Source organism: Citrobacter sp. EC_71 (assembly GCF_019584005.1).
GTDB classification, from domain to species: Bacteria; Pseudomonadota; Gammaproteobacteria; order Enterobacterales; family Enterobacteriaceae; genus Citrobacter; species Citrobacter werkmanii.
This window is the reverse complement of sequence record NZ_VDAY01000004.1, coordinates 24,158-49,620: the sequence shown is the minus strand read 5'-3', so window position 1 is coordinate 49,620 and position 25,463 is coordinate 24,158. Positions and strand designations below refer to the sequence as shown.

The 25,463-nt window shown below is 51.2% G+C and carries 24 protein-coding genes; 4 read left to right on the top strand and 20 right to left on the bottom strand.

Annotation, left to right across the window (positions count from 1 at the left end; translation table 11 throughout):
- Positions 1-37: 37 nt before the first annotated feature.
- Genes cheZ through tar form a run of 6 tightly spaced genes read right to left on the bottom strand, consistent with a single transcriptional unit; the run spans position 38 to position 6,348 of the window.
- Positions 38-682, bottom strand: coding sequence for a protein phosphatase CheZ (gene cheZ / locus FHD02_RS05325; protein WP_029139578.1), 645 nt, complete (start codon positions 680-682; stop codon positions 38-40).
- A 13-nt stretch (positions 683-695) separates the two neighbouring features.
- Positions 696-1,085, bottom strand: a complete 390-nt coding sequence (cheY, locus tag FHD02_RS05320) for a chemotaxis response regulator CheY (protein ID WP_042307777.1) — start codon at positions 1,083-1,085, stop codon at positions 696-698.
- An 18-nt stretch (positions 1,086-1,103) separates the two neighbouring features.
- A complete protein-coding gene (locus tag FHD02_RS05315; RefSeq protein ID WP_038641470.1) occupies positions 1,104-2,153 on the bottom strand; it encodes a chemotaxis response regulator protein-glutamate methylesterase in 1,050 nt (349 codons plus the stop codon).
- Complete coding sequence (gene cheR, locus FHD02_RS05310) at positions 2,150-3,022, bottom strand: protein-glutamate O-methyltransferase CheR (protein WP_038641472.1); 873 nt, start codon at positions 3,020-3,022, stop codon at positions 2,150-2,152. The genes FHD02_RS05315 and cheR overlap by 4 nt, the downstream gene beginning before the upstream one ends.
- Before the next feature lie 19 nt (positions 3,023-3,041).
- Positions 3,042-4,643: a methyl-accepting chemotaxis protein IV gene (gene tap, locus FHD02_RS05305; protein ID WP_042307774.1), complete on the bottom strand. Its 1,602-nt coding sequence runs from the start codon at positions 4,641-4,643 to the stop codon at positions 3,042-3,044.
- A 43-nt stretch (positions 4,644-4,686) separates the two neighbouring features.
- A complete protein-coding gene (gene tar / locus FHD02_RS05300; protein ID WP_061381095.1) occupies positions 4,687-6,348 on the bottom strand; it encodes a methyl-accepting chemotaxis protein II in 1,662 nt (553 codons plus the stop codon).
- A gap of 406 nt (positions 6,349-6,754) precedes the next feature.
- Here tar and FHD02_RS05295 point away from each other — a divergent pair, with 406 nt between their 5' ends.
- Positions 6,755-8,014, top strand: coding sequence for a dicarboxylate/amino acid:cation symporter (locus FHD02_RS05295; protein WP_042307769.1), 1,260 nt, complete (start codon positions 6,755-6,757; stop codon positions 8,012-8,014).
- 79 nt (positions 8,015-8,093) lie between these two features.
- Here FHD02_RS05295 and cheW read toward each other — a convergent pair whose 3' ends face one another.
- The 6 genes from cheW to flhD form a co-directional block, all read right to left on the bottom strand.
- A complete protein-coding gene (gene cheW / locus FHD02_RS05290) occupies positions 8,094-8,597 on the bottom strand; it encodes a chemotaxis protein CheW (protein WP_042307767.1) in 504 nt (167 codons plus the stop codon).
- 21 nt (positions 8,598-8,618) lie between these two features.
- On the bottom strand, positions 8,619-10,667 hold the full coding sequence (gene cheA / locus FHD02_RS05285; RefSeq protein ID WP_137370950.1) for a chemotaxis protein CheA: 2,049 nt from the start codon (positions 10,665-10,667) through the stop codon (positions 8,619-8,621).
- Positions 10,668-10,671: 4 nt separating this feature from the next.
- Positions 10,672-11,601: a flagellar motor protein MotB gene (motB, locus tag FHD02_RS05280; protein ID WP_042307763.1), complete on the bottom strand. Its 930-nt coding sequence runs from the start codon at positions 11,599-11,601 to the stop codon at positions 10,672-10,674.
- Complete coding sequence (motA, locus tag FHD02_RS05275; protein WP_032939611.1) at positions 11,598-12,485, bottom strand: flagellar motor stator protein MotA; 888 nt, start codon at positions 12,483-12,485, stop codon at positions 11,598-11,600. Before motA ends, motB begins: the two co-directional genes overlap by 4 nt.
- 124 nt (positions 12,486-12,609) lie before the next feature.
- Positions 12,610-13,188: a flagellar transcriptional regulator FlhC gene (gene flhC / locus FHD02_RS05270; protein ID WP_042307995.1), complete on the bottom strand. Its 579-nt coding sequence runs from the start codon at positions 13,186-13,188 to the stop codon at positions 12,610-12,612.
- Between the two features lie 2 nt (positions 13,189-13,190).
- Positions 13,191-13,532 (bottom strand): flagellar transcriptional regulator FlhD, encoded by a 342-nt coding sequence (gene flhD, locus FHD02_RS05265; RefSeq protein ID WP_003034622.1) that lies wholly within the window; start codon positions 13,530-13,532, stop codon positions 13,191-13,193.
- Between the two features lie 793 nt (positions 13,533-14,325).
- On the opposite strand from flhD, the gene uspC reads away from it, so the two are divergent.
- Positions 14,326-14,754 carry a universal stress protein UspC gene (uspC, locus tag FHD02_RS05260; protein WP_042307761.1) on the top strand — a complete coding sequence of 143 codons (429 nt, stop codon included), beginning with the start codon at positions 14,326-14,328 and terminating at the stop codon, positions 14,752-14,754.
- Positions 14,755-14,770: 16 nt separating this feature from the next.
- On the opposite strand, the gene otsA is transcribed toward uspC, so the two are convergent.
- The 6 genes from otsA to FHD02_RS05230 all read right to left on the bottom strand — a co-directional run bounded on the left by otsA (position 14,771) and on the right by FHD02_RS05230 (position 21,642).
- On the bottom strand, positions 14,771-16,192 hold the full coding sequence (gene otsA, locus FHD02_RS05255) for an alpha,alpha-trehalose-phosphate synthase (RefSeq protein WP_079223701.1): 1,422 nt from the start codon (positions 16,190-16,192) through the stop codon (positions 14,771-14,773).
- Positions 16,167-16,970: a trehalose-phosphatase gene (gene otsB, locus FHD02_RS05250; protein ID WP_137348885.1), complete on the bottom strand. Its 804-nt coding sequence runs from the start codon at positions 16,968-16,970 to the stop codon at positions 16,167-16,169. Before otsB ends, otsA begins: the two co-directional genes overlap by 26 nt.
- 175 nt (positions 16,971-17,145) lie before the next feature.
- The gene (gene araH / locus FHD02_RS05245; protein ID WP_220393662.1) at positions 17,146-18,132 is read right to left on the bottom strand and encodes an L-arabinose ABC transporter permease AraH; all 987 of its coding nucleotides are present in this window, start codon (positions 18,130-18,132) and stop codon (positions 17,146-17,148) included.
- A 14-nt stretch (positions 18,133-18,146) separates the two neighbouring features.
- Positions 18,147-19,661 (bottom strand): arabinose ABC transporter ATP-binding protein AraG, encoded by a 1,515-nt coding sequence (araG, locus tag FHD02_RS05240; protein WP_038641495.1) that lies wholly within the window; start codon positions 19,659-19,661, stop codon positions 18,147-18,149.
- A 115-nt stretch (positions 19,662-19,776) separates the two neighbouring features.
- Entirely contained in the window at positions 19,777-20,766 is a 990-nt protein-coding gene (locus tag FHD02_RS05235; protein ID WP_042307751.1) for an arabinose ABC transporter substrate-binding protein, read from the bottom strand.
- Between the two features lie 318 nt (positions 20,767-21,084).
- A complete protein-coding gene (locus tag FHD02_RS05230) occupies positions 21,085-21,642 on the bottom strand; it encodes a DJ-1/PfpI family protein (RefSeq protein WP_220393661.1) in 558 nt (185 codons plus the stop codon).
- A gap of 556 nt (positions 21,643-22,198) precedes the next feature.
- Between FHD02_RS05230 and FHD02_RS05225 the strand changes: the two genes are divergently transcribed.
- A complete protein-coding gene (locus FHD02_RS05225) occupies positions 22,199-22,702 on the top strand; it encodes a non-heme ferritin-like protein (RefSeq protein ID WP_038641501.1) in 504 nt (167 codons plus the stop codon).
- A gap of 137 nt (positions 22,703-22,839) precedes the next feature.
- On the opposite strand, the gene FHD02_RS05220 is transcribed toward FHD02_RS05225, so the two are convergent.
- Positions 22,840-23,091: a DUF2766 family protein gene (locus FHD02_RS05220; RefSeq protein WP_005127709.1), complete on the bottom strand. Its 252-nt coding sequence runs from the start codon at positions 23,089-23,091 to the stop codon at positions 22,840-22,842.
- 128 nt (positions 23,092-23,219) lie between these two features.
- On the opposite strand from FHD02_RS05220, the gene FHD02_RS05215 reads away from it, so the two are divergent.
- Positions 23,220-24,641 (top strand): MFS transporter, encoded by a 1,422-nt coding sequence (locus tag FHD02_RS05215; RefSeq protein WP_220393660.1) that lies wholly within the window; start codon positions 23,220-23,222, stop codon positions 24,639-24,641.
- A 33-nt stretch (positions 24,642-24,674) separates the two neighbouring features.
- On the opposite strand, the gene FHD02_RS05210 is transcribed toward FHD02_RS05215, so the two are convergent.
- The gene (locus tag FHD02_RS05210) at positions 24,675-25,313 is read right to left on the bottom strand and encodes an RpiB/LacA/LacB family sugar-phosphate isomerase (protein ID WP_061381085.1); all 639 of its coding nucleotides are present in this window, start codon (positions 25,311-25,313) and stop codon (positions 24,675-24,677) included.
- Positions 25,314-25,463: the final 150 nt, after the last annotated feature.

Below are 25,463 nucleotides of genomic sequence, written 5' to 3'. Positions count from 1 at the left end.
AGACCCACACAGCGACCTGAGGGGAGCCACGCAACAATCAGAAACCGAGGCTGTCCAGCAGGTCGTCAACCTGATCCTGACTTGCCACCACGCCAGCTTTTGAGGTGTCAACCTGCGGGCCGTTCAGCAAGCTTTCGTTTTCGCGTTTTGGACGAGCGCCCTGCTCCGGAATGTTTTCCAGCAGAACCATCAGCAACTGACGTTCAATCTCCTGAATAACATCCATCATGCGCTTGATGACTTGACCAGTGAGGTCCTGGAAATCCTGCGCCATCATGATGTCCAGCAGCTGGGCATTAGTAAAGCTGGTATGTCCAGGCACGTCACCAAGGAACTGACGGGTGTCGGTAACCAGTTCACGGGCATCAGACAGCTCGATCGGATTTTCGAACCATTCATCCCAGCGTTTGGTCAGGTCTTTGGCACCTTTTTCCATCGCGTCCTGGTGCGGCTGCGAAGCTTCCACGCTGTTCAGCGCGCGCTCTGCCGCCTGCGCGGTCATTTGCACAACGTAATCGAGACGATCGCGGGCATCGGGAATCGCTTCCGCCGCTTCGGCAATGGCCTGATCCAGCCCCAGTTCGCGCAGGCTGTCGCGCAGCATTCGGGTCAAACTGCCGATGCGCGCGATGATGTCCCCTGCTGAGTGTTCGTCAGCAGGTTTAATTTGTGGTTGCATCATCATTATCACACCCTCACATGCCCAGTTTCTCAAAGATCTTATTGAGTTTTTCTTCCAGCGTTGCCGCCGTAAACGGTTTCACGACATAACCACTGGCGCCTGCCTGCGCTGCCGCAATGATGTTTTCTTTTTTCGCTTCTGCCGTAACCATCAGCACCGGCAGGGAGGACATTCCGCCATCTGCGCGAATGGTTTTCAGCAGTTCCAGGCCGTCCATGTTCGGCATGTTCCAGTCGGAAATGACAAAACCAAATCCCCCAGCCTGCAGCTTATTCAGCGCATCCACGCCGTCTTCCGCCTCTTCAACATTGTTGAACCCCAGCTCTTTGAGCAGGTTGCGCACGATGCGACGCATGGTGGAAAAGTCATCCACAACCAAAAACTTAAGCTCTTTATCCGCCATAAAAAATAGACTCCTGATTCAAATACGTATTGCCTGTCCGGCACTGATTTTCGCCAACATTTGCTGGCTTACCTGGCTAAGATCGACCACTTCGCTTACGCCACCCATATTGATGGCCTCGCGCGGCATGCCGAACACCACACAACTTGCTTCATTTTGCGCAATGGTCCAGGCGCCAGCCTGGTTCATCGCTAACATTCCGGCGGCGCCATCGTTGCCCATGCCGGTCAGGATCACTCCCACAGCATTACGCCCCGCATGTTTCGCCACCGAATGGAACAGCACATCCACTGAAGGCCGGTGCCGGTTAACCGGCGGGCCGTCATGAATTTTGATTTGGTAGTTCGCGCCGCTGCGCGCCAGTTCCATATGTTTGTCACCGGGCGCAATGTACGCATGCCCCGGAAGCACACGCTCCCCGTCTTCTGCTTCTTTCACCGTGATCTGACACAGTTTGTTCAGACGTTCGGCGAACGAGCGGGTAAATCCTGGCGGCATATGCTGGGTGATAAGAATACCCGGGCTTGAAAGCGGCAATGGCTGGAGTACATGGCGAATTGCCTCTGTTCCTCCGGTTGAGGCGCCAATCACCAGCAATTTTTCCGAACTGAGTAACGGCCCTGCCTTCAAGGTCGTCGGTGCAGCCATGGGCTTATGGGCCGCCAGTTTTGCCCGCGATGCGGTGCGGATCTTCTCCGCGATCATTTCGCTGTAGGCCAGCATCCCTTCACGGATCCCCAGTTGTGGTTTGGTGACAAAATCAATTGCCCCCAACTCCAGCGCCCGCAGCGTGACCTCTGAACCTTTACCGGTCAGCGAAGAAACCATGACTACCGGCATCGGACGCAGACGCATCAACTTCTCAAGAAAGTCGAGTCCGTCCATGCGCGGCATTTCCACATCCAGCGTCAGGACGTCGGGATTGTATTTTTTGATTAAATCCCGGGCGACCAATGGATCCGGTGCCGTCGCCACCATTTCCATATCGCTGTGGCTATTAATAATTTCGGTCATGATTTGACGCATCAATGCAGAATCATCAACCGACAACACCCTGATTTTACTCATGCTTTATCCTTACCTGGCGCATGCGCATACACGGTCTGTCCACGCAGGCTAAACTCGCGCACGAGGTTGCTAAAGTTTTCTGAATGACCTGCAAACAGCAGCCCATCGGGTTTAAGAAGTGGAACAAAACGATGCAAAATGTCCTGCTGTGTCGTTTTATCGAAGTAAATCATTACATTACGGCAAAATATGGCATCGAAGGGCCCTGGCACGTTGTACTGCTTATCCAGTAAATTCACGCTGGAAAATTCAACATGCCCCGCCAGCTCCTGCCGGACGCGTACCAGCCCTTCATGCGGTCCGGTGCCGCGCATGAAATAACGCTGCAACTGTTGTGGTGACAGCGTCTTCAGCTCATCAAGACGGTAAATGCCGCTTCTGGCCTTTTCCAGCACTTCGGTATCAATGTCGCTGGCAAAAACACGCCAGCGACCCGGCGCCATACCTAAGGTATCGGCGAGCGTAATGGCAATGCTGTACGGCTCTTCTCCGGTTGACGCTGCCGCACTCCAGACACGGTATTCACCGCTACGCCGACGAGCATGATCTGACAGCACCGGAAAATGGTGCCCTTCGCGAAAAAACGCGGTCAGGTTGGTGGTCAGAGAGTTAATAAAAGCCTGCCACTCAGCACTGTTCTGGTTAGCTTCCAGCATGCTGAGATAACGACCAAAGTCATCCAGTCCCAGGGTTCGCAGACGGCGGACCAGGCGGTTATACACCATGTCCCGTTTATGGTCGGCCAGTACGATCCCCGCACGCTGGTAGATTAATTGACATATCCGACGAAAATGCGCGTCAGACAGCGCGAGGCGCTGTGTCATCTGTAACAATAATGACGTTTGCCCGGAGGGCAGAGATGATGTCATAGCGCCTTCTCAATCACATTCAGGATACAACGGGCACAACCTGCGGCTGCGCCAACTCTTGTTTTGCTACGTTTTGCTCTTCAAGCTTAAAAAATGCGACACAGGCAGAAAGATGATCGGCCTGCGTGGCGAGTTGTCCGGTGGCGGATGCGGCTTCTTCCACCAGCCCGGCGTTTTGCTGCGTCACGGAGTCCATCTGGCTGACGGCCTGCGCCACCTGTTCAATGCCTCTGCGTTGTTCATCGGACGCCGAGGCAATCTCCCCCATGATGTCGTTCACCCGGGTAACGGAGCTGACAATTTCTGTCATCGTGCGCGCCGCCATATCCACCAGTTGCGATCCCTGCTGAACCCGGGTGACAGACTCCTCAATCAGTCCCTTAATTTCCTTTGCTGCCTGTGCGCTCCGGCTGGCCAGATTGCGCACTTCTCCAGCAACAACGGCAAAACCGCGCCCCTGTTCCCCCGCACGGGCAGCCTCTACTGCGGCATTCAGCGCCAGGATATTGGTCTGAAAGGCAATGCTGTCAATCACCCCGATAATGTCGCCAATTTTCTGCGAGCTGGCGGAAATCTCATGCATCGTACTGGCGACCCGCGAGGTCTGCTCCCCACCTTTATGCGCTGTATCTGCCGCACTTTTGGCAATTCCTGAAGCCTGGCGCGCGTTATCCGCATTCTGCCCAACGGTAGCAGTGAGTTGTTCCATACTGGCGGCCGTTTGCGCCAGTGCAGCCGCCTGCTGTTCAGTTCGTGAAGACAAATCGTTATTGCCCATCGCGATCTCTGAAATGCCGCTATGCATGGCTGAGCTACCCTGGCGAACTTCACTCACCGTTTCACGCAGCGCCTGCTGCATCTTCTTCAGGCTGGCAAAAATGGCCGAGATCTCATTGCGACCATAAACCGCTACCGGCCGTGCCAGGTTACCCGCGGCAATACTGTCGAAATGGCTGCCGATAATCGCCAGCGGCTGGACAATCATCTTGCGCGACCAGTACAACGCCGCACTGGTTAACAGCACCGCCAGTACCACCATGACAGCGAAAATCACCCCCGACATATGATAATTTCGCTGGCTGAGATCCCCTGCTGTTTGCAACACGCGGTCGATGTTGCTCTGCCACGCATTAACATTCGCATCAAAAGCAGCCTGCGAAGCCTGCACCGGCGCGGTCAGAAAATCCGACAATTGGTTGTTCTCAAGCCAGGTTGCCTGATGAACCAGATCGCTATGCCATTGGCTAAAGCTTTTCTCCGTCGCGCCAATCAGCGCCTTCCCTTGTTCTGTGGTATCCGACGTCGCCATAAAGCGTTTAAACATTGACTCGGACTGCGCCAGGCTATCGCGCGCAAGCGTCATCAAGGCTTTGATATCCTCTGGCGGATAGCTCAGGGCTGTCAGCGTTCCTGCCTTATTCAGGGCCGTACTGGCCTGTAATAACACAGCACGGGTTTGGGCCAGCGCAGCGCGTTGCTGGTTACTCCGTTCGACCTGATTCAGGTTTTGAAAACCGTCCCGAAATGCCCAAAAGGACAAGCCATTACTGCCAATCTGCAAAACACCGCAGAGGATTAAAATCAAAAACAGCGTGGTCGAAATTCGAATACGATTAAACATCAACGCTCCCATCAGGCGGCGCAGGCCGCGGTTTAACTACCAGTCAAAATGTTTCCCAATTCGTATCTTGTTCAATATTCTGGCGCGGAGATGATGCAGTCACAGTCGCCGCCGCAGGTAACCGTGTATCACGGGGTTTAGCCGACGCTGGGCGTGACGCGAGACGGAAAATCGACACCGACTGGGTTAGGCGACTGGCCTGTTCTTCGAGCGCTGCCGCTGCGGCAGCCGATTCCTGAACCAGCGAGGCGTTCTGTTGCGTCACACGATCCATTTCAGATACTGCAAGCGCAACCTGATCTATCCCGCGGCTCTGCTCGTCTGAAGCGGAGGCGATTTCCCCCATAATGTCGGTCACCCGCGTCACCGCGTTGACAATGTCATTCATGGTTTCCCCGGCGCTCTCTACCAGTACAGAACCGGTATCCACTCGGGAAACAGAGTCTTCAATCAATGCTTTGATCTCTTTCGCCGCCTGCGCACTACGGCTCGCCAGATTACGCACTTCACCTGCGACTACGGCAAAACCACGCCCCTGCTCACCGGCACGCGCAGCTTCAACCGCCGCATTCAGTGCGAGAATGTTGGTCTGGAAAGCAATGCCATCGATGACGCTGATGATGTCGGCAATTTTCTTCGAACTATCGGCAATTTCATGCATGGTGTTCACCACGCTATCAACCACTTTGCCGCCATGCTGTGCGGTATCGGAGGCGCTTTTCGCCAATTGAGAAGCCTGACGCGCGTTATCCGCATTTTGCTTCACGGTTGCGGTCAGTTGTTCCATGCTGGCTGCGGTCTCTTCCAGCGCAGACGCCTGTTGCTCAGTACGGGAGGAAAGATCGGTGTTACCACTGGCAATTTCGCTGGTACCGGAATAAATCGCATCAGAGCCTTCACGTACCAGGGTGACAGTTTCCGTCAGCGAACGTTGCATATGGTCAACCGTACTGGCCAGCTCACCAATCTCGTTACGTCCATGGACCGTCAGCGTCGCGGTTAAATTACCGCTGGCGATCTCACGGATATGAGCAATAACGCGCGCCAGAGGGTTGAGCAAGGTATGACGGATGCCATACCACACCACCACCAGAATCAGCACCAGCACCACGGCCAGAATACCGAGCTGCCATTGAGCGAAGTGGTAATCACGCGCGCTTTGATCGAATGCCTGAACGTAAAGCTTCTCGCTAACGCTGGCATACTTACCCAACGCCTCGCCGAGCGCGTTTTGCATTCCCTGAGTGGGTTGCGCGAAATAGGCGTCCATATTGCCGTTTTCCAGAAACTGGACCAGTTCTGATAAGGCCGCATGGTACTGCTGATACTTCTCATCGACACTGCCGCTGGCTTCTGCCATCTCCGGCAACGGCGTGATGTTTTTAAATTTTGCGTAATGCGTTTCTGCCTGCGCCAGCGATGCTTTCGCATTCTTCAGCAGATCGTTTTTCGCACTGCTTTGCTGATTGGACGCATCCATCATCATACGCGCGGAAGAACGGCTTAAATTAATTCGTGTCTGCAGCATCAGATCCCATGTCGAGGTGAGTTCGCTTTGCTGCTGTCGAAGATCGTTAGAAATAACAAAACTTTGCTGATTCTGCTGCAATGAAGAAAACAACAGACCACCGGAAACAAGCTGTAGCAGTGCGAAAACCCCCAGCACCATCATCAGCATTGTGACAACGCGGATACGGTTAAACATAAGGCACCTTCCTGAAAACGAGTTATCAACGTTATCGGCACTCGCTGAGATAACTTTACGTTTGCGAAAGGGAAATACAGGAAGGAAATAAAGTCAGGCAGAACCACTGAACAGCAGTTGAACGGCCACTACAAGCCTTTTACATAAAAACACCATAATTATCATATAGATAACATTTATTTCTGCCTGTTCTTGTGGCCAGATGAGAACAATCATGCATTTTATCGTGACAGAGATCACATATTGACCTTGTAAATACCACAACAAAATGAATAAAAAATTAAAAAAAGTTGTATCCGCTTACGCTTTAATTCAATTTATATGATGAATATTTAGTTACCACTTAATAAGTATAAAAAATGAGTAACCGAACAATAAATGTTAAATCCTTACTGAGGGCTTTTTAGTGGCAAATGCAAACAAACTCACGTTGTTTATTGTGATCTTCATGCTGGCGGGGATCCTGTCGGGTGCAGTCATCCACTCTTATGCCTCCCCCGGCATTGTTACCGCCTGGGCTGATAATATTACGCTTCTCACTGACATCTTTTTACGCCTGATTAAGATGGTGATTGCGCCTTTAGTCTTCAGCACCCTGACCGTGGGTATTATGCGCCTGGGCGAAACCTCAACCATCGGGCGCGTGGGCGGCAAAGCGATGATCTGGTTTATCAGCTCTTCTATTCTGTCTATTCTGGTCGGTCTGTTTGTGGTCTCCCTCGAACAACCCGGCAGCGGACTGAACCTGGCGATCCCGCTGGAAGCCACCGATACCGGCCTGGCCGTAGGCGGTATGAGCCTGAAAGGTTTTCTGACGCATACCATTCCCACCAGCATCGCTGAGGCGATGGCCAACAATGAGATCCTGCAAATCGTCGTGTTCTCGATGTTCTTCGGTATTGGTGGAGCATCGCTCGGCGAAAAATTTAACGCCCCGCTGGTTGCCGCGCTGGATGTCGTCTCCCACATTATGTTGAAGGTAACCGGTTACGTGATGTATGTTGCGCCGCTGGCTATTTTTGCCGCCATTTCCTCCGTTATCTCTACCCAGGGCCTGGGGATCCTGCTCAACTATGCGTCGTTCATTGGTGGTTATTATGTGGCCATTTTGCTGACCTGTCTGGTCCTGCTGGCCGTGGGTTATGTGATGCTGAAAAAAGAGGTGTTCCGCCTGGTCAGCATGCTGAAAGACCCGGTTTTGGTCGCCTTCACCACCAGCAGTTCCGAAGCCGCTTATCCGAAAACGCTGGAGCAATTAACCAAATTTGGTTGCTCACCCAATATCGTGTCATTTGTACTGCCTATCGGTTATTCGTTTAACCTGGTGGGTTCCATGGTCTACTGCTCATTTGCTTCTATGTTTATCGCACAGGCCTACAATATCCATCTCTCCTTTGCAGAAATCACCGTCCTAATGTTGACCCTGATGCTGGCGTCCAAAGGGATTGCCGGTGTGCCGCGTTCTGCGCTGGTAGTGCTGGCGGCAACCATTCCAAGCTTTAATATTCCGGTTGCAGGAATTTTGCTACTGATGGGTATCGACCATTTCCTCGATATGGGTCGTTCAGCGATCAACGTATTGGGTAACGGGATTGCAACGGCGATGCTGGCACAGGATGAAGGTTTACTGGAAGAAGAACCGGAGCTGGTTGAGCGGAAAGCGTAAGAAGGAAAGTTGCCGGATGCGCTACGCTTATCCGGCCTACAACAGCAATTATTGTAGGCCGGATAATATGTTTACTTGTTTATGCCATATGAGCGGCGGCAATATCTAACAACGCCATCTCTTCGCTGTTCAGCAGTTTCTCAATGTTGACCAGAATCAGCATCCGGTCTCCCAGCGCGCCCAGTCCCGTCAGATATTCCGTTGACAGCGTAACCGCGAATTCCGGTGCCGGTCGGATTTGATCGGTTGTCAGCGACAGCACGTCAGATACGCCATCCACCACAATCCCAACCACTCGTTGTCCCAGATTCAGCACAATCACCACGGTGTTTTCGTTGTAATCGACATCGCTCTGGCTAAACTTCACGCGCAGATCAACAATCGGCACAATCACACCGCGCAGGTTCGTGACGCCTTTGATGAACGCTGGCGTGTTAGCAATGCGGGTTACCTGATCGTAACCACGGATTTCCTGCACTTTCAGGATATCGATACCGTACTCTTCATCCCCCAGCGTGAACACGAGGAATTCCTGACCTGACGGTTCGCCGGCCAGTTTAGTTACATTACTCATACCGGTCATATTATTCCCTTTCTTACTCAATCAGGCGGCTGTGATCGCCACACGTTGTTCGCGGTTTAACCCCTGCAATGCAGACACATCAACAATCAACGCGACGCTACCGTCGCCGAGAATCGTTGCAGCAGAAATACCTGGCACTTTGCGGTAGTTGCTTTCCAGGTTTTTGACCACCACCTGGTGTTGGCCAATTAACTGATCGACAAGCAGCGCATAGCGACGACCTGCGCTTTGTAAAATCACCACGATGCCCTGCGTTGCTTCGGTTTTTGCGCCTTCAACTTCGAAGACTTTCCACAACTCAACCAGCGGCAAATATTCGCCACGCACTTCCAGAACGCGCTCTCCTCCGGCCAGCGGATGGAGATCTTCTTCGCGCGGTTGCAGTGACTCCATAACGGCATTCAGCGGCAGAATAAAGACTTCGTCCGCCACGCGTACGGACATCCCGTCAAGGATCGCCAGCGTCAGCGGCAGCAAAATTCGGATGGTCGTTCCCTGTCCTTGCTTCGATTGGATCTCAACATGGCCGCCCATCTCCTGAATATTTCGTTTCACCACATCCATACCCACACCGCGACCAGAGACATCCGTCACCTGCTCGGCCGTTGAGAAGCCCGGAGCGAAAATCAGCATACCGACTTCGTCATCGCTCATATTTTCGTGGATCGGCATCCCCTGGGAGATCGCTTTGGCGAGGATTCGTTCGCGGTTCAGACCAGCGCCATCATCGGTCACTTCAATACAAATATTCCCACCCTGGTGTTCGGCGGAAAGCGTCAGATTGCCAATGGGGCTTTTCCCGGCTTCGAGACGTTTTTCCGGCAGTTCAATACCGTGGTCCAGGCTGTTACGCACCAGATGCGTCAATGGATCGATGATGCGTTCAATCAGGCTTTTATCGAGTTCTGTTGAACTCCCCACCTGCGTCAGCTCAACCTGTTTACCCAATTTACCGGCCAGGTCGCGGACCAGGCGTGGGAAACGGCTGAACACGTACTCCATCGGCATCATACGAATCGACATCACCGACTCTTGCAAATCGCGGGCGTTACGTTGTAACTGACCCATACTGGTGATCAGATCGCCGTGATTAACAGGATCCAGTTCATTAGAACGCTGGGCCAGCATTGACTGGGTAATCACCAGCTCACCGACCAGGTTAATGAGCTGATCAACCTTCTCAACCGCTACGCGGATACTGGTCGATTCACTGGCGCGGGCTGGTTTGTCACGCTCTGCGCGGGCGTGTGGCGCTTCACTGGCGGCGGCTTTAGCCGCAGGCACAACGGCAACCGGCTGCGGCGTCGCAACCGCGGCTACCGCTTCACTTTCCGCTTTTGTATCAACAGCCACGGGCGCTGCGCTGACGGTTTCGAATTCAATCTGGTCAGCTTCAATTACGAAGCAGAGCACCGCAATGATGTCATCTTCCGCGAGGTTGCCATCCAGCGTTGCTGACAACGTGTCGCTCCCTTTCACTACATCGGTTAAGGTCGCCAGATTCCCCAGTTCCTCTTCCAGCAGATCGACTTCACTGGATTTCAGACGCGAGAGAATAATGCGTTTCTTGCTCTCTTCGCTGGCCGCAGCGGGATTGGCAACGGCTTCTTCCTGTATCGCCGCGCTGTCAACAACGCTCAGCTTTGCGGTATTGACGAGCGCGGGTGAGGTTTCACCTTTTGCTTCAAGCGCTAACTGTCGTAACGCATTACAAATGTACTCAAAGCTGGCGGCATCCGGCTCTTCTGAGTTTTTATAGGCGTCGAGCTGTTCCTGCATAATATCTTTCGTTTCCAAAAACAGGTTGATAATGTCGGCATTAAGCTGCATCTCGCCACGCCGCGCTTCATCCAGCAGGTTTTCCATCAGATGGGTCGTTTCCTGCAAAATGGTAAAACCGAAGGTGCCCGCGCCGCCTTTTATCGAGTGCGCGGCACGAAAAATGGCATTCAGCTGTTCGGAATCCGGGGCTTCAGGAACCAAATCGAGCAGGTGTTGCTCCATGTCGGCCAACAGTTCGTCGGCTTCATCAAAAAAAGTCTGATAAAAATCGCTAATATCCATGCTCACGCTATCACCTCGGATTGGCTGGTGGCGATGTGGGAACGCTTACCGGCGGAAGTTCCGCTGGCTGTTGTAAGACACTTACCGGCTCATTCTGGCTTTCAGCGTTTTCATGCAAAATGGCCTCTTCTGCCTGCTTATTGAGAACCAGCAGGCTAATACGGCGGTTGATGGCGTCCTCAGGACCGCGATCGCTCAGACGCATCGTGGCGGCCATGCCTACCACCCGTAATACTTTTCCATCATCCAGACCGCCGCTAACCAGCTCGCGACGCGACGCATTAGCGCGATCGGCAGACAGTTCCCAGTTGCTGTACCCTTTCTCACCGTTGGCGTAAGGGTAATCATCCGTATGCCCAGAAAGACTAATTCGGTTAGGGATGCCGTTGAGCACCGGCGCAATAGCCCGCAGGATATCGCGCATATACGGTTCAACTTCAGCGCTGCCGGTCTTAAACATTGGTCGGTTCTGACTGTCGATAATCTGGATCCGCAGCCCTTCCTGAACTAAATCAATTTTCAAATGCGGACGCAGCGCACGCAGTTTGGGGTCCGATTCAATCAGTTGATCGAGATCGCCGCGAAGTTTGCTTAAACGACTTTGCTCCATGCGTTTTCTCAAATCATCAATATTCGGCTGCTTGTGCACCTCTCCCTGCTGCTGGGTATAATCATCACCTCCACCTGGAATGGGACTTTCGCTATTCGAAATGCGATTACCACCAGTCACCGCGGTAGCCAGTGGGGTACGGAAATATTCGGCAATCTGGATCAATTCTTTAGGGCTGGAGATGGAAATGAGCCACATCACCAGAAAGAAGGCCATCATCGCGGTCATAAAATCGGCGTAGGCGATTTTCCACGAACCATGCGCCCCACCACCGTGACCTTTATGTTTGCGCCGCTTTACGACGATAATGGGATGGGCCTGATTTTTCATGCGTCCTCGGTCGTCTGCTGCGCCGCTGGATTTCTCACCGCACGAACATGCTCTTCCAGTTCGATAAACGAAGGACGTTCGCTGGAATACAATGTTTTACGACCAAATTCGACGGCAATCGGCGGGGCGTAACCATTCAGGTTGGAGAGCAGCGTGATCTTCACACACTGCATCATCTTGGTTGTTTCAGCACTTTTCTGACGCAGGACGCTGGCAAGTGGAGAAATAAAACCATAGGCCAGTAAAATACCGAGGAATGTCCCCACCATCGCATGCGCAATCAGCGAACCCAGCTCAGCCGCCGGACGATCGGCAGAAGCCAGCGCGTGGACAACGCCCATAACCGCCGCCACGATCCCGAAGGCCGGTAGCGAGTCGCCAACCATCGCCAGACTATTAGCCGGCACTTCGGCTTCGCTCTCATGAGTCTCAATTTCTTCGTCCATCAGCGCTTCAATTTCAAACGTATTCATGTTGCCGCTGATGATCAGACGCAGATAATCGACAATAAAATCAAGCATCACGGCATCCGCAAGAATGCGTGGATAGCTGGCGAAGATTTCACTCTCTTTAGGGTTTTCGATATCACGTTCGAGAGAGAACATGCCCTGCTGACGTGACTTAGCCATCAGGCGATAGAGCAGTGCCAGCAGATCCATATACATCGCTTTGGTGTATTTCGAACGGCGAAAAAGCATCGGGATCGCTTTCATCGTCCCTTTGATGGCTTTTCCGTTATTGCCGACGATGAACGCCCCAATACCCGCGCCACCGATAATCACCAGCTCAGCCGGTTGATAGAGTGCCCCAAGGTGTCCGCCGGTCATCATGTAGCCGCCGAAAACTGTACCAATAACAACCAGGTAACCTAATAAGATAAGCACGACATCATCCTTTCGCAATTGACTATGACAGGATGCGCAGTCGGGTAGTTAACTTGAGGTCAGGACAAAAAAAAGCAGCGGTAATCGCTTACCGCTGCTGGAGTGTTTATCCACACCGTATCAGTTAAACAGCCTGTTCGATCTGTTCATCCAGCAGTTGTGGAATAATATCGGCAGCATTCTGAGAAAGTTTACGTCTTTTTACGGCCCGTGATGGCGGCTGGCATAAACTGCAGGCAAAGCTGCCTGCGGGTTGATGTGCGTGAGTGATAAAGTTCCCGCCGCAGCAGTTGCATGTGGACAATTCCAGCAATCCGCTGTCGACAAAACGAACCAGCGTCCATGCGCGAGTTAACGCCAGCAGGGGGCCTTCTTCCGGCTGCGGACACTGCTCAAGATATAAACGATACGCTTTAATTACCGCATCCACACCGCTACACAACCCTGTTTTGAGCAAAAATTGCCAGGCATTGCAAAACATCGAAGCATGGATATTTTGTTCCCACGTCATAAACCAATCGGTGGAGAAAGGAAGCATCCCTTTTGGCGGAGGACTGCCGCGTAATTCTTTGTACAGCTTGATAAGTCGACCACGGCTTAATTGCGTTTCGCTTTCCAGCATTTGCAAACGGGCGCCCAATGTGATTAATTCCATTGCCAACTGGATATCACGCGCTTCCTGAACAATGCTTTTTTCGCTCATCATCAAGCCCTTTTCTTGCGCGCTGCATCATCGATGTCGCTTAACAGTCGCGTAGAAAGCATGATGCCGGTATGAATTTGCTGGAGATCGTCAACGCGGGAGTCTTGCGTCAGGCGAGTAACAGTCTGGTGATCGTCGAAACGGAAATGACACACCAGTTGGTTTGTTTCAGCCAGTTTGACCATTTGAGGAAGTGTTAATGTTGCCAACGTGTCCGCCATCTCTTCGCTGATACCAAGGCGAAACATCGCAGATGCTTTGTCCTGAACGATCAAACGCTGTGCAAGCAATAAATATGACAAATTGATGTCATAAATGTGTTTCAGCAACTCGGATGTATGCATTATTTGCATCCATAATAACCAACATTATTTTCATGCGGTAAAACCGCACCCCGTGATGTCGCCGGGAAGCCCCGGTAAAAAAAAGCAAAAGGTCAAATACATAGCAGCGTGATGACACATACACGTTGTGTAAACCAGCCCTTTTGAAGAATGCGCACTTCTTACAAGCTCACATCAATTCTTACAATTGTCTAAGATTTTTCCTAATTCGACGCAACTCTACCCGCCGCCAGTTACACATACAACGGAACCGTGCTGCGAATTTAAAGAATATGTGACACAGATCACATAAATCAACTAAACACTTAACATAAATCCATCAGCGTAGCTTTTATTTTGCTTATTTTTTAAACCAAGTTTCATCTTTTCAATTCCTGGCTAACGAATATTCTTGCAATAAAAGCGAATAGTATTTTGTTCACAAACGTTAATATCACACCATGAAATAGCGAGCTGGATCACATATTTCATGCAAAACACCTTTTCAATTAAATTGTTTATAAACAATAACTTAAATATTAAGGGCGATTAATTAATACCGCGTGGTGATAACTCGCCAAATGTTAATATTTGTTTGTTTTTTATTAACACATTGTTTTCATTAGCGACGAGTTTTACTTAAGTTCGCTGAACGTATTTGCAAACGATGTGAAGCAATTATTCTATTTATAAGAATAATTAATGAATAATCATGATGGCATTCACACTATATGAAGAGGAAACGTTGCAGTATGGAGTAAGCTGAGTAAAGCAGAAAAGTTCTCTCATAATTCTTGAAAAAAAGGAGCGAGTTATGAGCTATGCGCACATTCTGGTGGCGGTTGCCGCCACCCCTGAAAGCCAGCAGTTGTTAGCCAAGGCAGTTTCTATCGCTCGCCCTGTCAACGCTCGTATTAGCCTGATCACATTGGTCTCAGACCCTGAAATGTATAACCAGTTTGCCGCCCCCATGCTGGAAGATCTGCGTGAACTAATGCAAGAGGAGACCCAGGATTTTATCGATAAACTCAGCAAAGAAGCGCAGTACCCCATCGAACATACTTTTATTACCTATGGGGCACTGAATGAACATATTCTCGACGTTTGCCGTAAACACGCAGTCGATCTGGTCATTTACGGCAACCATAACCAGAGCTTCTTTTCGCGCGCTTCGTGCTCAGCAAAAAGCGTGGTCGGTGCCAGCCTGGTGGATGTTCTGCTGGTTCCTCTGGCTGGAGATTAATACCGCCTTCAGGTCTTCACGCCAGTTTCGAACAGGGAGTCACATTGTCTGACAACTGGCGTTTGCTCTGGCGCGACGTAACTTTTCTTAGATCGCATATAAATCTCGCCTGCCAGTTGTCGATATCGTTTTTAACAATAGTCTCGAGCATTTCAGCATGACGAGAGACACGTTCAGCAAGCGACATTGTCAGCGCCTGGTTTAGAGCGCCAGCCACTTCATCCCGATCATAAGGATTCACGATAAGCGCAGAAGTTAGCTCATTTGCTGCCCCGGCAAATTGCGATAACACCAGAACGCCAGGGTTGGCAGGATCCTGTGCAGCCACATACTCTTTCGCCACCAGGTTCATACCATCGCGCAACGGCGTTACCAACCCTACGTCCGAATAGCGGAATATTTTCATCAGCAATTTGCGGTCAAAATACTGGTTCAGATAGTAAAGCGGCGTCCAGCCCAACTGCCCATATTTACCGTTAATCCGCCCAGCCTCTGTCTCCAGTTGGTGGCGAATGTCCTGGTAGGCCTGCACTTCTCCGCGCGAGGTTGGCGCTATCTGCGTATAGCGAATTTTGCCATGGTGCTGCGGGTAATGCTCCAGCAGCGCCTCATAGGCCTGGAAGCGCTCTGGCAAGCCCTTTGAGTAATCCAAACGCTCAACAGAGAATATATTCTTCACATTTTTAAGCTCATCCTTTAACTGCGCCATTTTCGGCGGCAAAGGACCAGAAGCCTGGCGTGCGATTTCCTCCGGCTCAATGCCGATGGGATACACTTCTGTGCGAAACGCTTTATCCCATGCTTTGTGGTGCTTATCGCTCCGGGTACTGACCTGAGTCTGGACTGCCAGACAATCCAGAAAAGCCTGGCGATCGTTTTCGGTCTGGAAACCCAGTAAATCAAAATCACACATCTGCTCAAGCAGGGCCTGATGTGGAGGTAGCGCGTTAAAAATTTCCGGCGTCGGGAAAGGGATATGCAGGAAAAAACCGATGCGATTATTCACTCCGCGTTTACGCAACTCATAGGCAAACGGTAACAGGTGGTAATCATGAACCCAAATAATGTCATCTTCGCTCAGTAGCGGCAGTAGCTTATCTACCAGCAAAGCATTAACCCGCTGATACCCTTCCCAGGCCGGGCGCTGAAACTGAACTAAATCCAACCGATAGTGGAATGCAGGCCATAAAACGGCATTCGAAAACTGGCAGTAATACTCTTCGTAATCCTGCTCGCTCAAATTAAACGAGGCCCAGGTAATATTGCCACGAGTGACTTTTTTTAACGGTTTATCTTCATTACCGGTATCACCACTCCAGCCAAACCACAGTCCACCAGCAGTTTTTAATGCGCCCAACACACCGACCGCGAGCCCACCTGCGCTCCCTTTGTCATCTGGCGAGGCGATACGATTAGATACTACGACTAAACGACCCATAGTCACCTCTTCTGTTGTTTGTTGTATTCGATTGTTGCTGCGAAGAGTTAATTTGCTCCAGCCAACGCCAGACATCCCTGACGCCATCCAGACGCCATGTCGCCTGCGTCGCCCCGCTCCCCACCTTCACTGAAATACCGCCTGCGCGGTTAACTACCTCGAAACCTGTTTCATCCGTTAGATCATCACCGAAAAATACGGGGATCCGTCCGGCAAAAGGCGCTTCCTGCATAAATGCAGCAATCGCGTCGCCTTTATTCGTGCCTTTAGGTTTTATTTCAACGACACATTTTCCATGCTGCAATGCAAGCTGCGGCCATGTATGCGTGATGCATTCAGCCAGCGTTATCAGCGCCGCTTCATGCTCTGGCGCCTGACGATAGTGCAGCGCGAAAGCCATACCTTTTGCTTCCAGCGTCGTGCCAGGCAGCTTCGACAGCGCCGTCTGTAACAACGCGCCGGCTTCACGTTCAATACCTGCGGCCAGGCGTACTATATGGGTTTGACCATTGATGTCACGGCGTTCTGCCCCATGCACTCCGGCGAGCGGAAAACGAAAGGGAGTGGTGAGGCCGTCAAGCTCAGCCATCGAGCGCCCTGAAATCAATGCCAGCGCACCCGCGTTACGCGTCGCCAACTGATGTAATAATTGCAGGATTGTCTTAGGGACAACGACCTGGTCAGGATAGGGCTTGATCTCAGCCAGAGTCCCATCGAGATCAAAAAAATAAGCACAGTTTGCAGATTGTTCAGGGGGTAATGTCAGTGATGCTGTCACCCGGTTATCCTCCTCATCATGGTTTGTACGCCGCGCGGATCGCGCCGTATAGATGATGTATGACGGATATAAGTATAGACAGTGTGACCATGCTCGCCATTTGGAAAAACAATCGCCAGCCGGGTAGCGGCTGGCGATTAGCAGAAGCTAGACTGAAAAGTTGGGGCTTAAATCATCAAATGGTGCGCTCCGCTTTTTGCTTGTAACGGTCGAAGATTACCGCCGCCAGCAGGATGAGACCACGTACGACGTACTGCGCAAATGGAGAGATGTTCAGCAGGTTCATCGCGTTCTCAACCGTCCCCAGAATCAACACCCCAGCGACCACATATGAGATTTTTCCGATGCCACCTTTCAGCGATACGCCCCCTAAAACACATGCAGAAATCACGATCAGCTCATAACCAATTGAGGTCATTGGCTGGCCGCTGGTCATACGCGATGCGAGGATAATTCCCGCAATTGCGGACACCAGACCGGAAAGAATAAAGATAATAATCTTGGTGCGAACAACCGGAACCCCGGCCAGGCGCGCAGCCTCCTCATTCCCACCAATAGCCAGCGTGTTACGACCAAACGTGGTTTTATTCAGCAGTAAGCCAAATACGATGAAACACACGATCGTTATCCAGATAGGTGCCGGCAGCCCAAACCAGTTAGCATAGCCAAGGGTGAAGAATCGCTCATCTTCGATCCCGACCGCCTTGCCGTCAGAGATAATGTAGGCCAGACCGCGGACAATCTGCATCGTCGCCAGAGTGGTGATCAGGGCGTTGATTTTTAACCGTGCAATCACAAACCCATTAACCAGACCGCATAAAATCCCCAGCAACAGCCCGGCAGCGACGCCAATCCACAAGCTTTCGGTCATGTTGATGACCACGGCCGTAGTGACCCCAGCACAGGCAATGACCGACGCGACGGACAGGTCAAAGTCACCGGATGCCAGGCAAAAGAGCATTCCACATGCGACCATACCCGACATAGATACCGCCAGCCCCAGCCCCTTCATGTTGATGAAGGAGGCAAAGTTTGGCACGAAGATGGCACACACCAGGAACAGCACGGCGAACACCACCAGCATCCCGTATTGATCCCAAATGCGGCCAAGATTTAGTGCCGACTTCGCAGCACCTGAACCCGATGTAGTAACGGAAGACATCATACTCTCCTTATTCAGGCCACAGCCTGGCTGACTTTAGGCATGGCAAGGCTCAACGCCTGGCGTTCATCCGCCTGTTCATGAAGTAACTCACCGGCAATCTCGCCTTCCCTCATCACCACGATACGATCGGCGACACCGAGAACTTCTGGCAGGTCACTGGAAGCAAACAGCACGGCCACACCGCGCGCCGCGAGGGCATAAATCACGTTATAAATTTCATGCTTGGCGCCCACATCAATGCCGCGGGTAGGTTCATCCAGCAAAATCACTTTCATCTCTTCCGATAACCACCGGCCAAGAATAGCCTTCTGTTGATTACCGCCAGAGAGGTTCATGATCAGTTGCTCCGCCCCCGGTGTTTTGATGTTGAGCGAACGAATATGGTGATCGGCATTGGTTTCTTCCCAGCCGTTATTGATCACGCATCCGCCCAAGACATGTTTACGACGCGCGCTAATATTGATGTTGTTACGCACCGAATGAACCGGAATAATCCCTTCGGCTTTGCGATCCTCCGGACACAGCATCATCCCTGCTTCAATGGCGTGGCTCGGTTTGCGGATATCAATTGGCTGTTCATCAATAAACACCTGGCCTGCGGTGATACGCGTGCCGCCAAACAATCCTTTCATTAATTCGCTACGTCCGGCGCCCACCAACCCAAACAGTCCGACGATTTCACCGCTACGCACTGATAAACTGATCGGCGTCCGCACGCCGGGGGCTTTGACCTCATGCAAACGCAGACGCTCTGCGCCATAAGGCCTGGATTTCCAGCCATAAATATCACCCAGGTCACGCCCCACCATCGCCTGCACCAGCGCGTCGTGATCAACCTGCTGCATGTCCGTAAACGTTTTAACGTAATGCCCATCTTTAAATACGGTAATGGCATCGCTAAGGGCAAAAATCTCTTCCATACGGTGCGAGACATACAGAATGATGCGCCCTTCGTTGCGCAGCTCACGGATAACGCGAAACAGATTCTCAATCTCGCGTGCCGACAGGGAACTGGTCGGTTCATCAAAAGCGATAATTTTGGCGTTACGCGCCAACGCTTTTGCAATCTCCACCATCTGCCATTGACCAATGGAGAGGTATTTCAATGGCGTATCGGGATCAATATCCATGCCCAGATGCTTAAGCTGTAGCCCCGCTTCATAGTTCAACAGCGAGCGGTTCACAATGCCGCCTTTATGCGGCAGTTGCCCTAAATAGATATTTTCGGCAACGGTCATTTCCGGGACAAGATGCAGTTCCTGGTAAATAATGGCGACACCGGCGTTCAACGCGGCTGTGGTATCCGCAAACGAAACTTCTTGACCGCGGATCGCCAGAGATCCCGTCGTTGGCGCATAGTTACCGCTGAGAATTTTTAAGAGTGTTGATTTTCCGGCGCCATTTTCGCCCATCAGCGCATGCACCTGACCGGCATAGCAATCGAAACTGATATCCGTAAGCGCTTTAACGCCGGGGAACGTTTTGCCAATGCCGCGAAATGAGAGATACGGGGTAGACTGTTGCATAACGTCTCCGTGATTCAGATCTTTATACCGGATGGCGGCTTTGCCTTATCCGGCCTACTGAGTACGTAATTCGTAGGCCGGATCAGACGCTTTGGCGACGCATCCGGCATTTATGTTACTTACCGCCTAAACCTTTCTTCGCCAGTTCTTCTTTGAAGTTATCGCGGGTAATCAGCACCACATCCGTCACTTCAGTAAACGCCGGTGGCTCTGCACCTTTCGTCACCCAGTTGTAGAGCATTTGGCTTGATTTATAGCCGTGAACGTCCGGGCTTGGCAGCAGTGAACCGTAGAACCCGGTCGCTTCCCCTTTGGACAGTTCACTCACCGCATCAACGCCGTTAATACCGATACCAATCACGTTTGGCGCTTTAAAGCCTTGCCCTTCGGTCGCACGCACGCCGCCCAGTACGGTGTTATCGTTCATGCCAACAATCAGCCAGTGTTTAACTTCAGGATGCTGAACAAGCATGGAGTTGGCGGCGTCGAATGCGCCGGGGATATCATTCGATTTGGTTGGGACCTGGTAGATCTGTTTTTCCGGGAAGCCTGCAGCTTTAAGCGCTTCCATTGAACCCGAAGTACGGCGACGCGCGGTATCCAGTTCGTTCGCAGTAATGGCCATTACCGCGGTAGATTTCACATCCCAACCGCGCTTTTGCATCTCCTTGTACAGTTCCTGGCCCTGGCGTTCACCAATTTTTGTTGCCGCCATCATGACCAGCGGCACGGTGTCCATCGGTTTTCCTTTCGCGTTGGCAAACTGGTCATCGACGGCAATGACTTTCATATCGTAGCCGCGCGCCTTCGCCATAATGGCAGGCCCGAGTTTGGGATCCGGCGTACAAATCACAAACCCTTTCGCGCCACTGGCAGCCAGGCTGTCAATCGCGTTAAGGGTTTTCTCACCATCCGGGACGGCGATTTTAATCACCTCAAAACCAAGGTCTTTACCGGCCTTATCGGCAAATTTCCATTCTGTCTGGAACCACGGTTCTTCCGGTTGTTTGACAAGGAAACCGAGCTTCATGGACTCAGCGATAGCGGATTGTGACATAATGGCAGCCAGGCCGATGGCAGCCAGCGCTTTAGTGAATTTGTGCATGGTCAACTCCAGCTTTAACGTTCTTTTATGTAGGGTAAAATCAGACGATTTTTTGTAATTCGGACGTAAAACAAGGCATTACCTTTTATTGATAAGATCAATGCCAGTGCTGGGAGTATTTTTAGCGGGAAATTGATTCTCCATAAGAGAGCGGCATCACACCACAGAATTACAGTAATTGCGTACATAAATTCAGCGAGAAATGACATAAAAAAACGCGATTTTGACGAAGAAGAAAAAGAGAAATAGCAGATTAGTCCATAACATCAGTCAGCAAATCCTTGTCCCCGAATGCTCAAGCATTCGGGAGAACAATGTTTACCATGGGTAATAAATGTGGTCGGCGTGATCGCGAACCGGAATATCATCTCCCAACAGACGCGCCGAAAGCGTAAACGCAAAATCAAAAATATGCCCTAATCCTTTGCCGCTAATAAGATTGCCATCCTCGACAACGGGCGCATCGATATATTCCCCATCCGTGACGTTTTGCCACAAATCTCCCGAGCACACGTAGCGACGTCCCTTTAGCAGACCGTTGCCACCCAGCACGCGCGCGGCCGCAGAGCACACCGGACAAATAAATTTTCCCGCCTCATCATGGCGGATGACAAACTGGATGACTGCCTCACTGGCGGCAAGATTAACGCTGCCCTGCGGCCCGCCAGGCAACACGATGGCATCGTAGAGATGCGCCTGACGCGCGGCCAACGTGCTATCGGTCACCATCGGCACGTCATGATAGCTCACCACCGCACGTGACTCAGCGCAGGCCAGTGTTTCGACTTCGATATTCAGGCGACGCAGAATATCAATAGTAACTATCGCTTCCGCCTCTTCAAAACCGGGCGCCAGCAGCACCGCAACCTTTTTCATTTGTAATACCTCGCTTTATCCACATAGAGCCAAACAATCAATGCTGAATCGTACAGGCCATTAAAGTTATTAATTTCGGCAAAAATGATCTGGCGCAAAAAATTAGCCATCTGGTAACTTTCAATTACCTCGCCAGCCGTGAAGTTTCTACAACCAGAGTGCTTCGAAAATCACCAAAGACAAGACGATAACCGAACGCTAAATTTTATTTTGTGATATGAAACATCATTTCATAAATGAGATTAAGATTTAACCCCATAGATATCAAAGAATTACATTCACCAATCCTATATTAAGAAATACCTGCATTAAGAATATTGCTATAACAATATGTAAAAAAACATAAATACGCAGATTTAAGGATTTTCTTATTCCTGGTCACGCGCTATGCTGATTCTCGATCGGAAGCGAATATAATTCGTGATCACTAAAGGACCGGCGGAACGGATTTATTCTGCTAACAGTTTTAATTGTACGTAGATGTGAAGTGCGGCGGCAGCCCGTTGCACTGACGTTAGTAACGTACACTCTCCTTTCTGGAAATAAGGATATTGATATGGCTGCTGTTGGAATTGTTCATAAACTCAACACACAAATGAATCTTGAGTTCTACGCATCGAATCTTTACCTGCACCTTAGCGAATGGTGCTACGAACATAGCCTGACAGGCACCGCAACGTTTCTACGCACCCAGGCGCAGGGTAACGTGACTCAAATGATGCGTATGTTTAATTTTATGAAAAGCGCCGGGGCTAACCCCATCGTCAAGGCCATCGATGTTCCGGGTGATGAACTGACTTCCCTGGAAGAACTGTTTCAGAAAACACTGGATGAGTACCAACAGCGTTCGAGTAAGCTATCACGCTTAACCAATGAAGCAGAAGCATTGAACGATGAGCCAACCGTTGACTTTCTCCACGATCTGGAAAAAGAACAGCAACAGGATGGCGTGCTGTTACAAACCATTCTTGATGAAGTTCGCAGCGCGAAACGCGCGGGGCTGTGCATGGCGCAAACCGATAAGCATCTGCTGAACGTCGTAAACTACCAACATCACTAATCTTCAATTTTCATAACGCTCGCCGGATAGTCATGCCACGCATCTTATCCGGCGAGCGCTCAATGATCTCTACGCTCGCGCCTCTCATTCTCAGAGACGCAAAAAAACCTTTCTAAAACCTGAAACAACGGTTTATTTTAGTGAGACTCATTCTGCGGCGTGAATTTCAACTCGATCAAGGCAACCGCTTTTTGGATTGCGCGCATAGTTACCGGATCGGCCCCCGCAGGGTGACTGGAAAAGTCGATGCTTTTCAGCTGGCTGGACATTTTCTCCCGAACTTCTACCGGGGCGATAACATCAATGACATCCAGAATTTGTTTGATTACTAACTGACAGGCAACAACGTCCGAGAGCAGTTCCTGATCGGCATTCAGTGTTTGGGACATAATGAGCTCCTTATAGAAAGGTCGTCATAGTACCCATTCAGCGATCGAAACGATAGCGGTGTACGCATAGCGGATACGCAGAAAATAAAAATAGTTCCAGTCAGTTTCTTTTGAGATGGCAAGCACAAATGAGTGAACATTTAGCGGTTGAGAATAAACGCGGTCTCTCCCCAGCGGCATTACTTGTTGCCGGCGCTTTCTTTATGGAGTTTATTGACGGCACGGTGATCGCCACCGCCCTACCCGACATGGCCAAAAGCTTTGGCGTACAGGCGGTTGACCTCAACATTGGTATCAGCGCCTACCTGATCACCCTCGCCGTACTTATCCCCGCCAGCGGCTGGATTGCGGACCGCTTCGGTGCCAGAAAAGTATTTACCCTCGCACTGGCGATATTTACCCTCGCCTCAATCTTATGCGGTTTGTCCACCCGTCTTGAGAGCTTTGTCGCCATGCGAATCTTACAGGGCGTGGGCGGCGCGCTAATGGTTCCAGTTGGCCGCCTCGCGGTACTACGCACCACGCCTAAACATCAGTTAATCACCGCTATTGCGACCCTGACCTGGCCCGCGTTAGTCGCGCCCATCATCGGTCCGCCGCTTGGGGGATTCATCACCAGCTATGCCAACTGGCGCTGGATCTTTTTCATTAACGTCCCACTGGGAATGCTGGCGATAGCGCTGGCGCTACGTTTTATTCCGGATATTCATGACGACGAGCGCCGTCCGTTTGATATAGCAGGTTTTGTCGCAACCTCTGTTGCCATGGTGAGCCTGGTGTATGCCATGGAATTACTGGGAACCCAGCAGCCGCAGGGTTGGCTAACTGCCGGACTTCTCACGCTGGGAATAGCAACCTTCCTGTTTGCTCTACGCCATTTTCGTCGCGCCGCCTGGCCAATGATTCGTCTCGATGCGATGAGTGTCCCGACTTTTCGCGTCACGATGTACGGCGGGTCGCTGTTTCGCGCCTCTATCAGCGCCGTACCATTTCTGCTGCCGTTAATGTTCCAGGTAGGCTTTGGCATGAACGCTTTTCACGCAGGTTCGCTGGTGCTGGCGGTGTTTGTGGGCAATCTGACGATAAAACCTGCCACCACACCGTTAATACGCTGGCTGGGCTTTAAAAAATTGCTGCTGATCAACGGGGCGCTCAACGTCCTGGCGCTGCTGGCCTGTGCATTGATAACGCCGCAAACTCCCGTGTGGGTTATTTTGCTGGTACTGTATCTGGGCGGCGTATTCCGTTCAATCCAGTTTACCGGCGTCAGTACGCTTGCCTTTGCGGACGTCCCCGCGCCGCAAATGAGCTACGCCAATACGCTGTTCAGTACGGCAACACAGTTAGCGGTGGGATTGGGGATTTCATTAGCCGCTATTGGGATCCGTATCGGCGATGAAGTCAGTGAATGGCTGGCACTGGGCAATATTCCGGGGATCAGCTTCCGTCTGGCCTTTGTGGTTATCGCCATAATTTGTCTGATAGGTATGGTCGATACGCTGCGGCTTACCCGTGATGCGGGAAGCGCAGTCTCTGATAAGAACAGATAGCCCGGCAGGTGAACACCGCCGGGCCAGCAGGATTTAGCCAATAATCTCGCGCACGAACGCTTCGATAGACTTGTCCTGGCAGTTATCGAAGAAGCATTGCTGGAAGCGTGGACCCGACACGGCGGTTTTCACCAGTTCAGGATCGATAGCGCGCAATGTATCCAGATAATTCTCTTTTACCACTGCCGCTTTCACCTGATTCAGAATACCGGCGTTACGCACCTGCGGTTCTTTACGTTCCGGAGGGTAACCTTCCCCGGTACGTCCAGTAAACGCTTTTTCAAACATATAGCGCACATTCAGCTCGGCGCCCCAGCCAAAACCCTTGGCGAAGGCCAGTGAAAGTGCGTTACCGTTGTTTATCTGAGAAAACAAGAATGCGTCCGCCGGATCAAGGCAGTACCCACATACCACTCCCGGATGGATATTCAGTGACATCATTGCGCCCTGACCCGTACCGCAGCCCGTGACCACAAAATCCACGGCTTTGGAATTAAGCAGAATGCTGGCCATAATCCCTAAATGAATGTAGGTCAGATGATGGTCATTTTCATCGCTCATACCGACGTTAAAAACGGGAAAACCTTTCTCATCCGCAACGGCTTTAAGCTCGTTATGAATGATGGCGTTTTTGCTTGCCTGACTGTTTTCCATCATCAATGCAATTTTCATTCTGTCATCTCCTGAATGCGTAGCGGGGACTGCTGAAAGTCATAACATTCAGGCCACATTACTATTTTGCAAACTCACTTTCAAATTTAATGAACTTTTGTTTTATAAATTAATGTAGTGCTCACATTTTTCCCTCAGCAGCCCAGAATA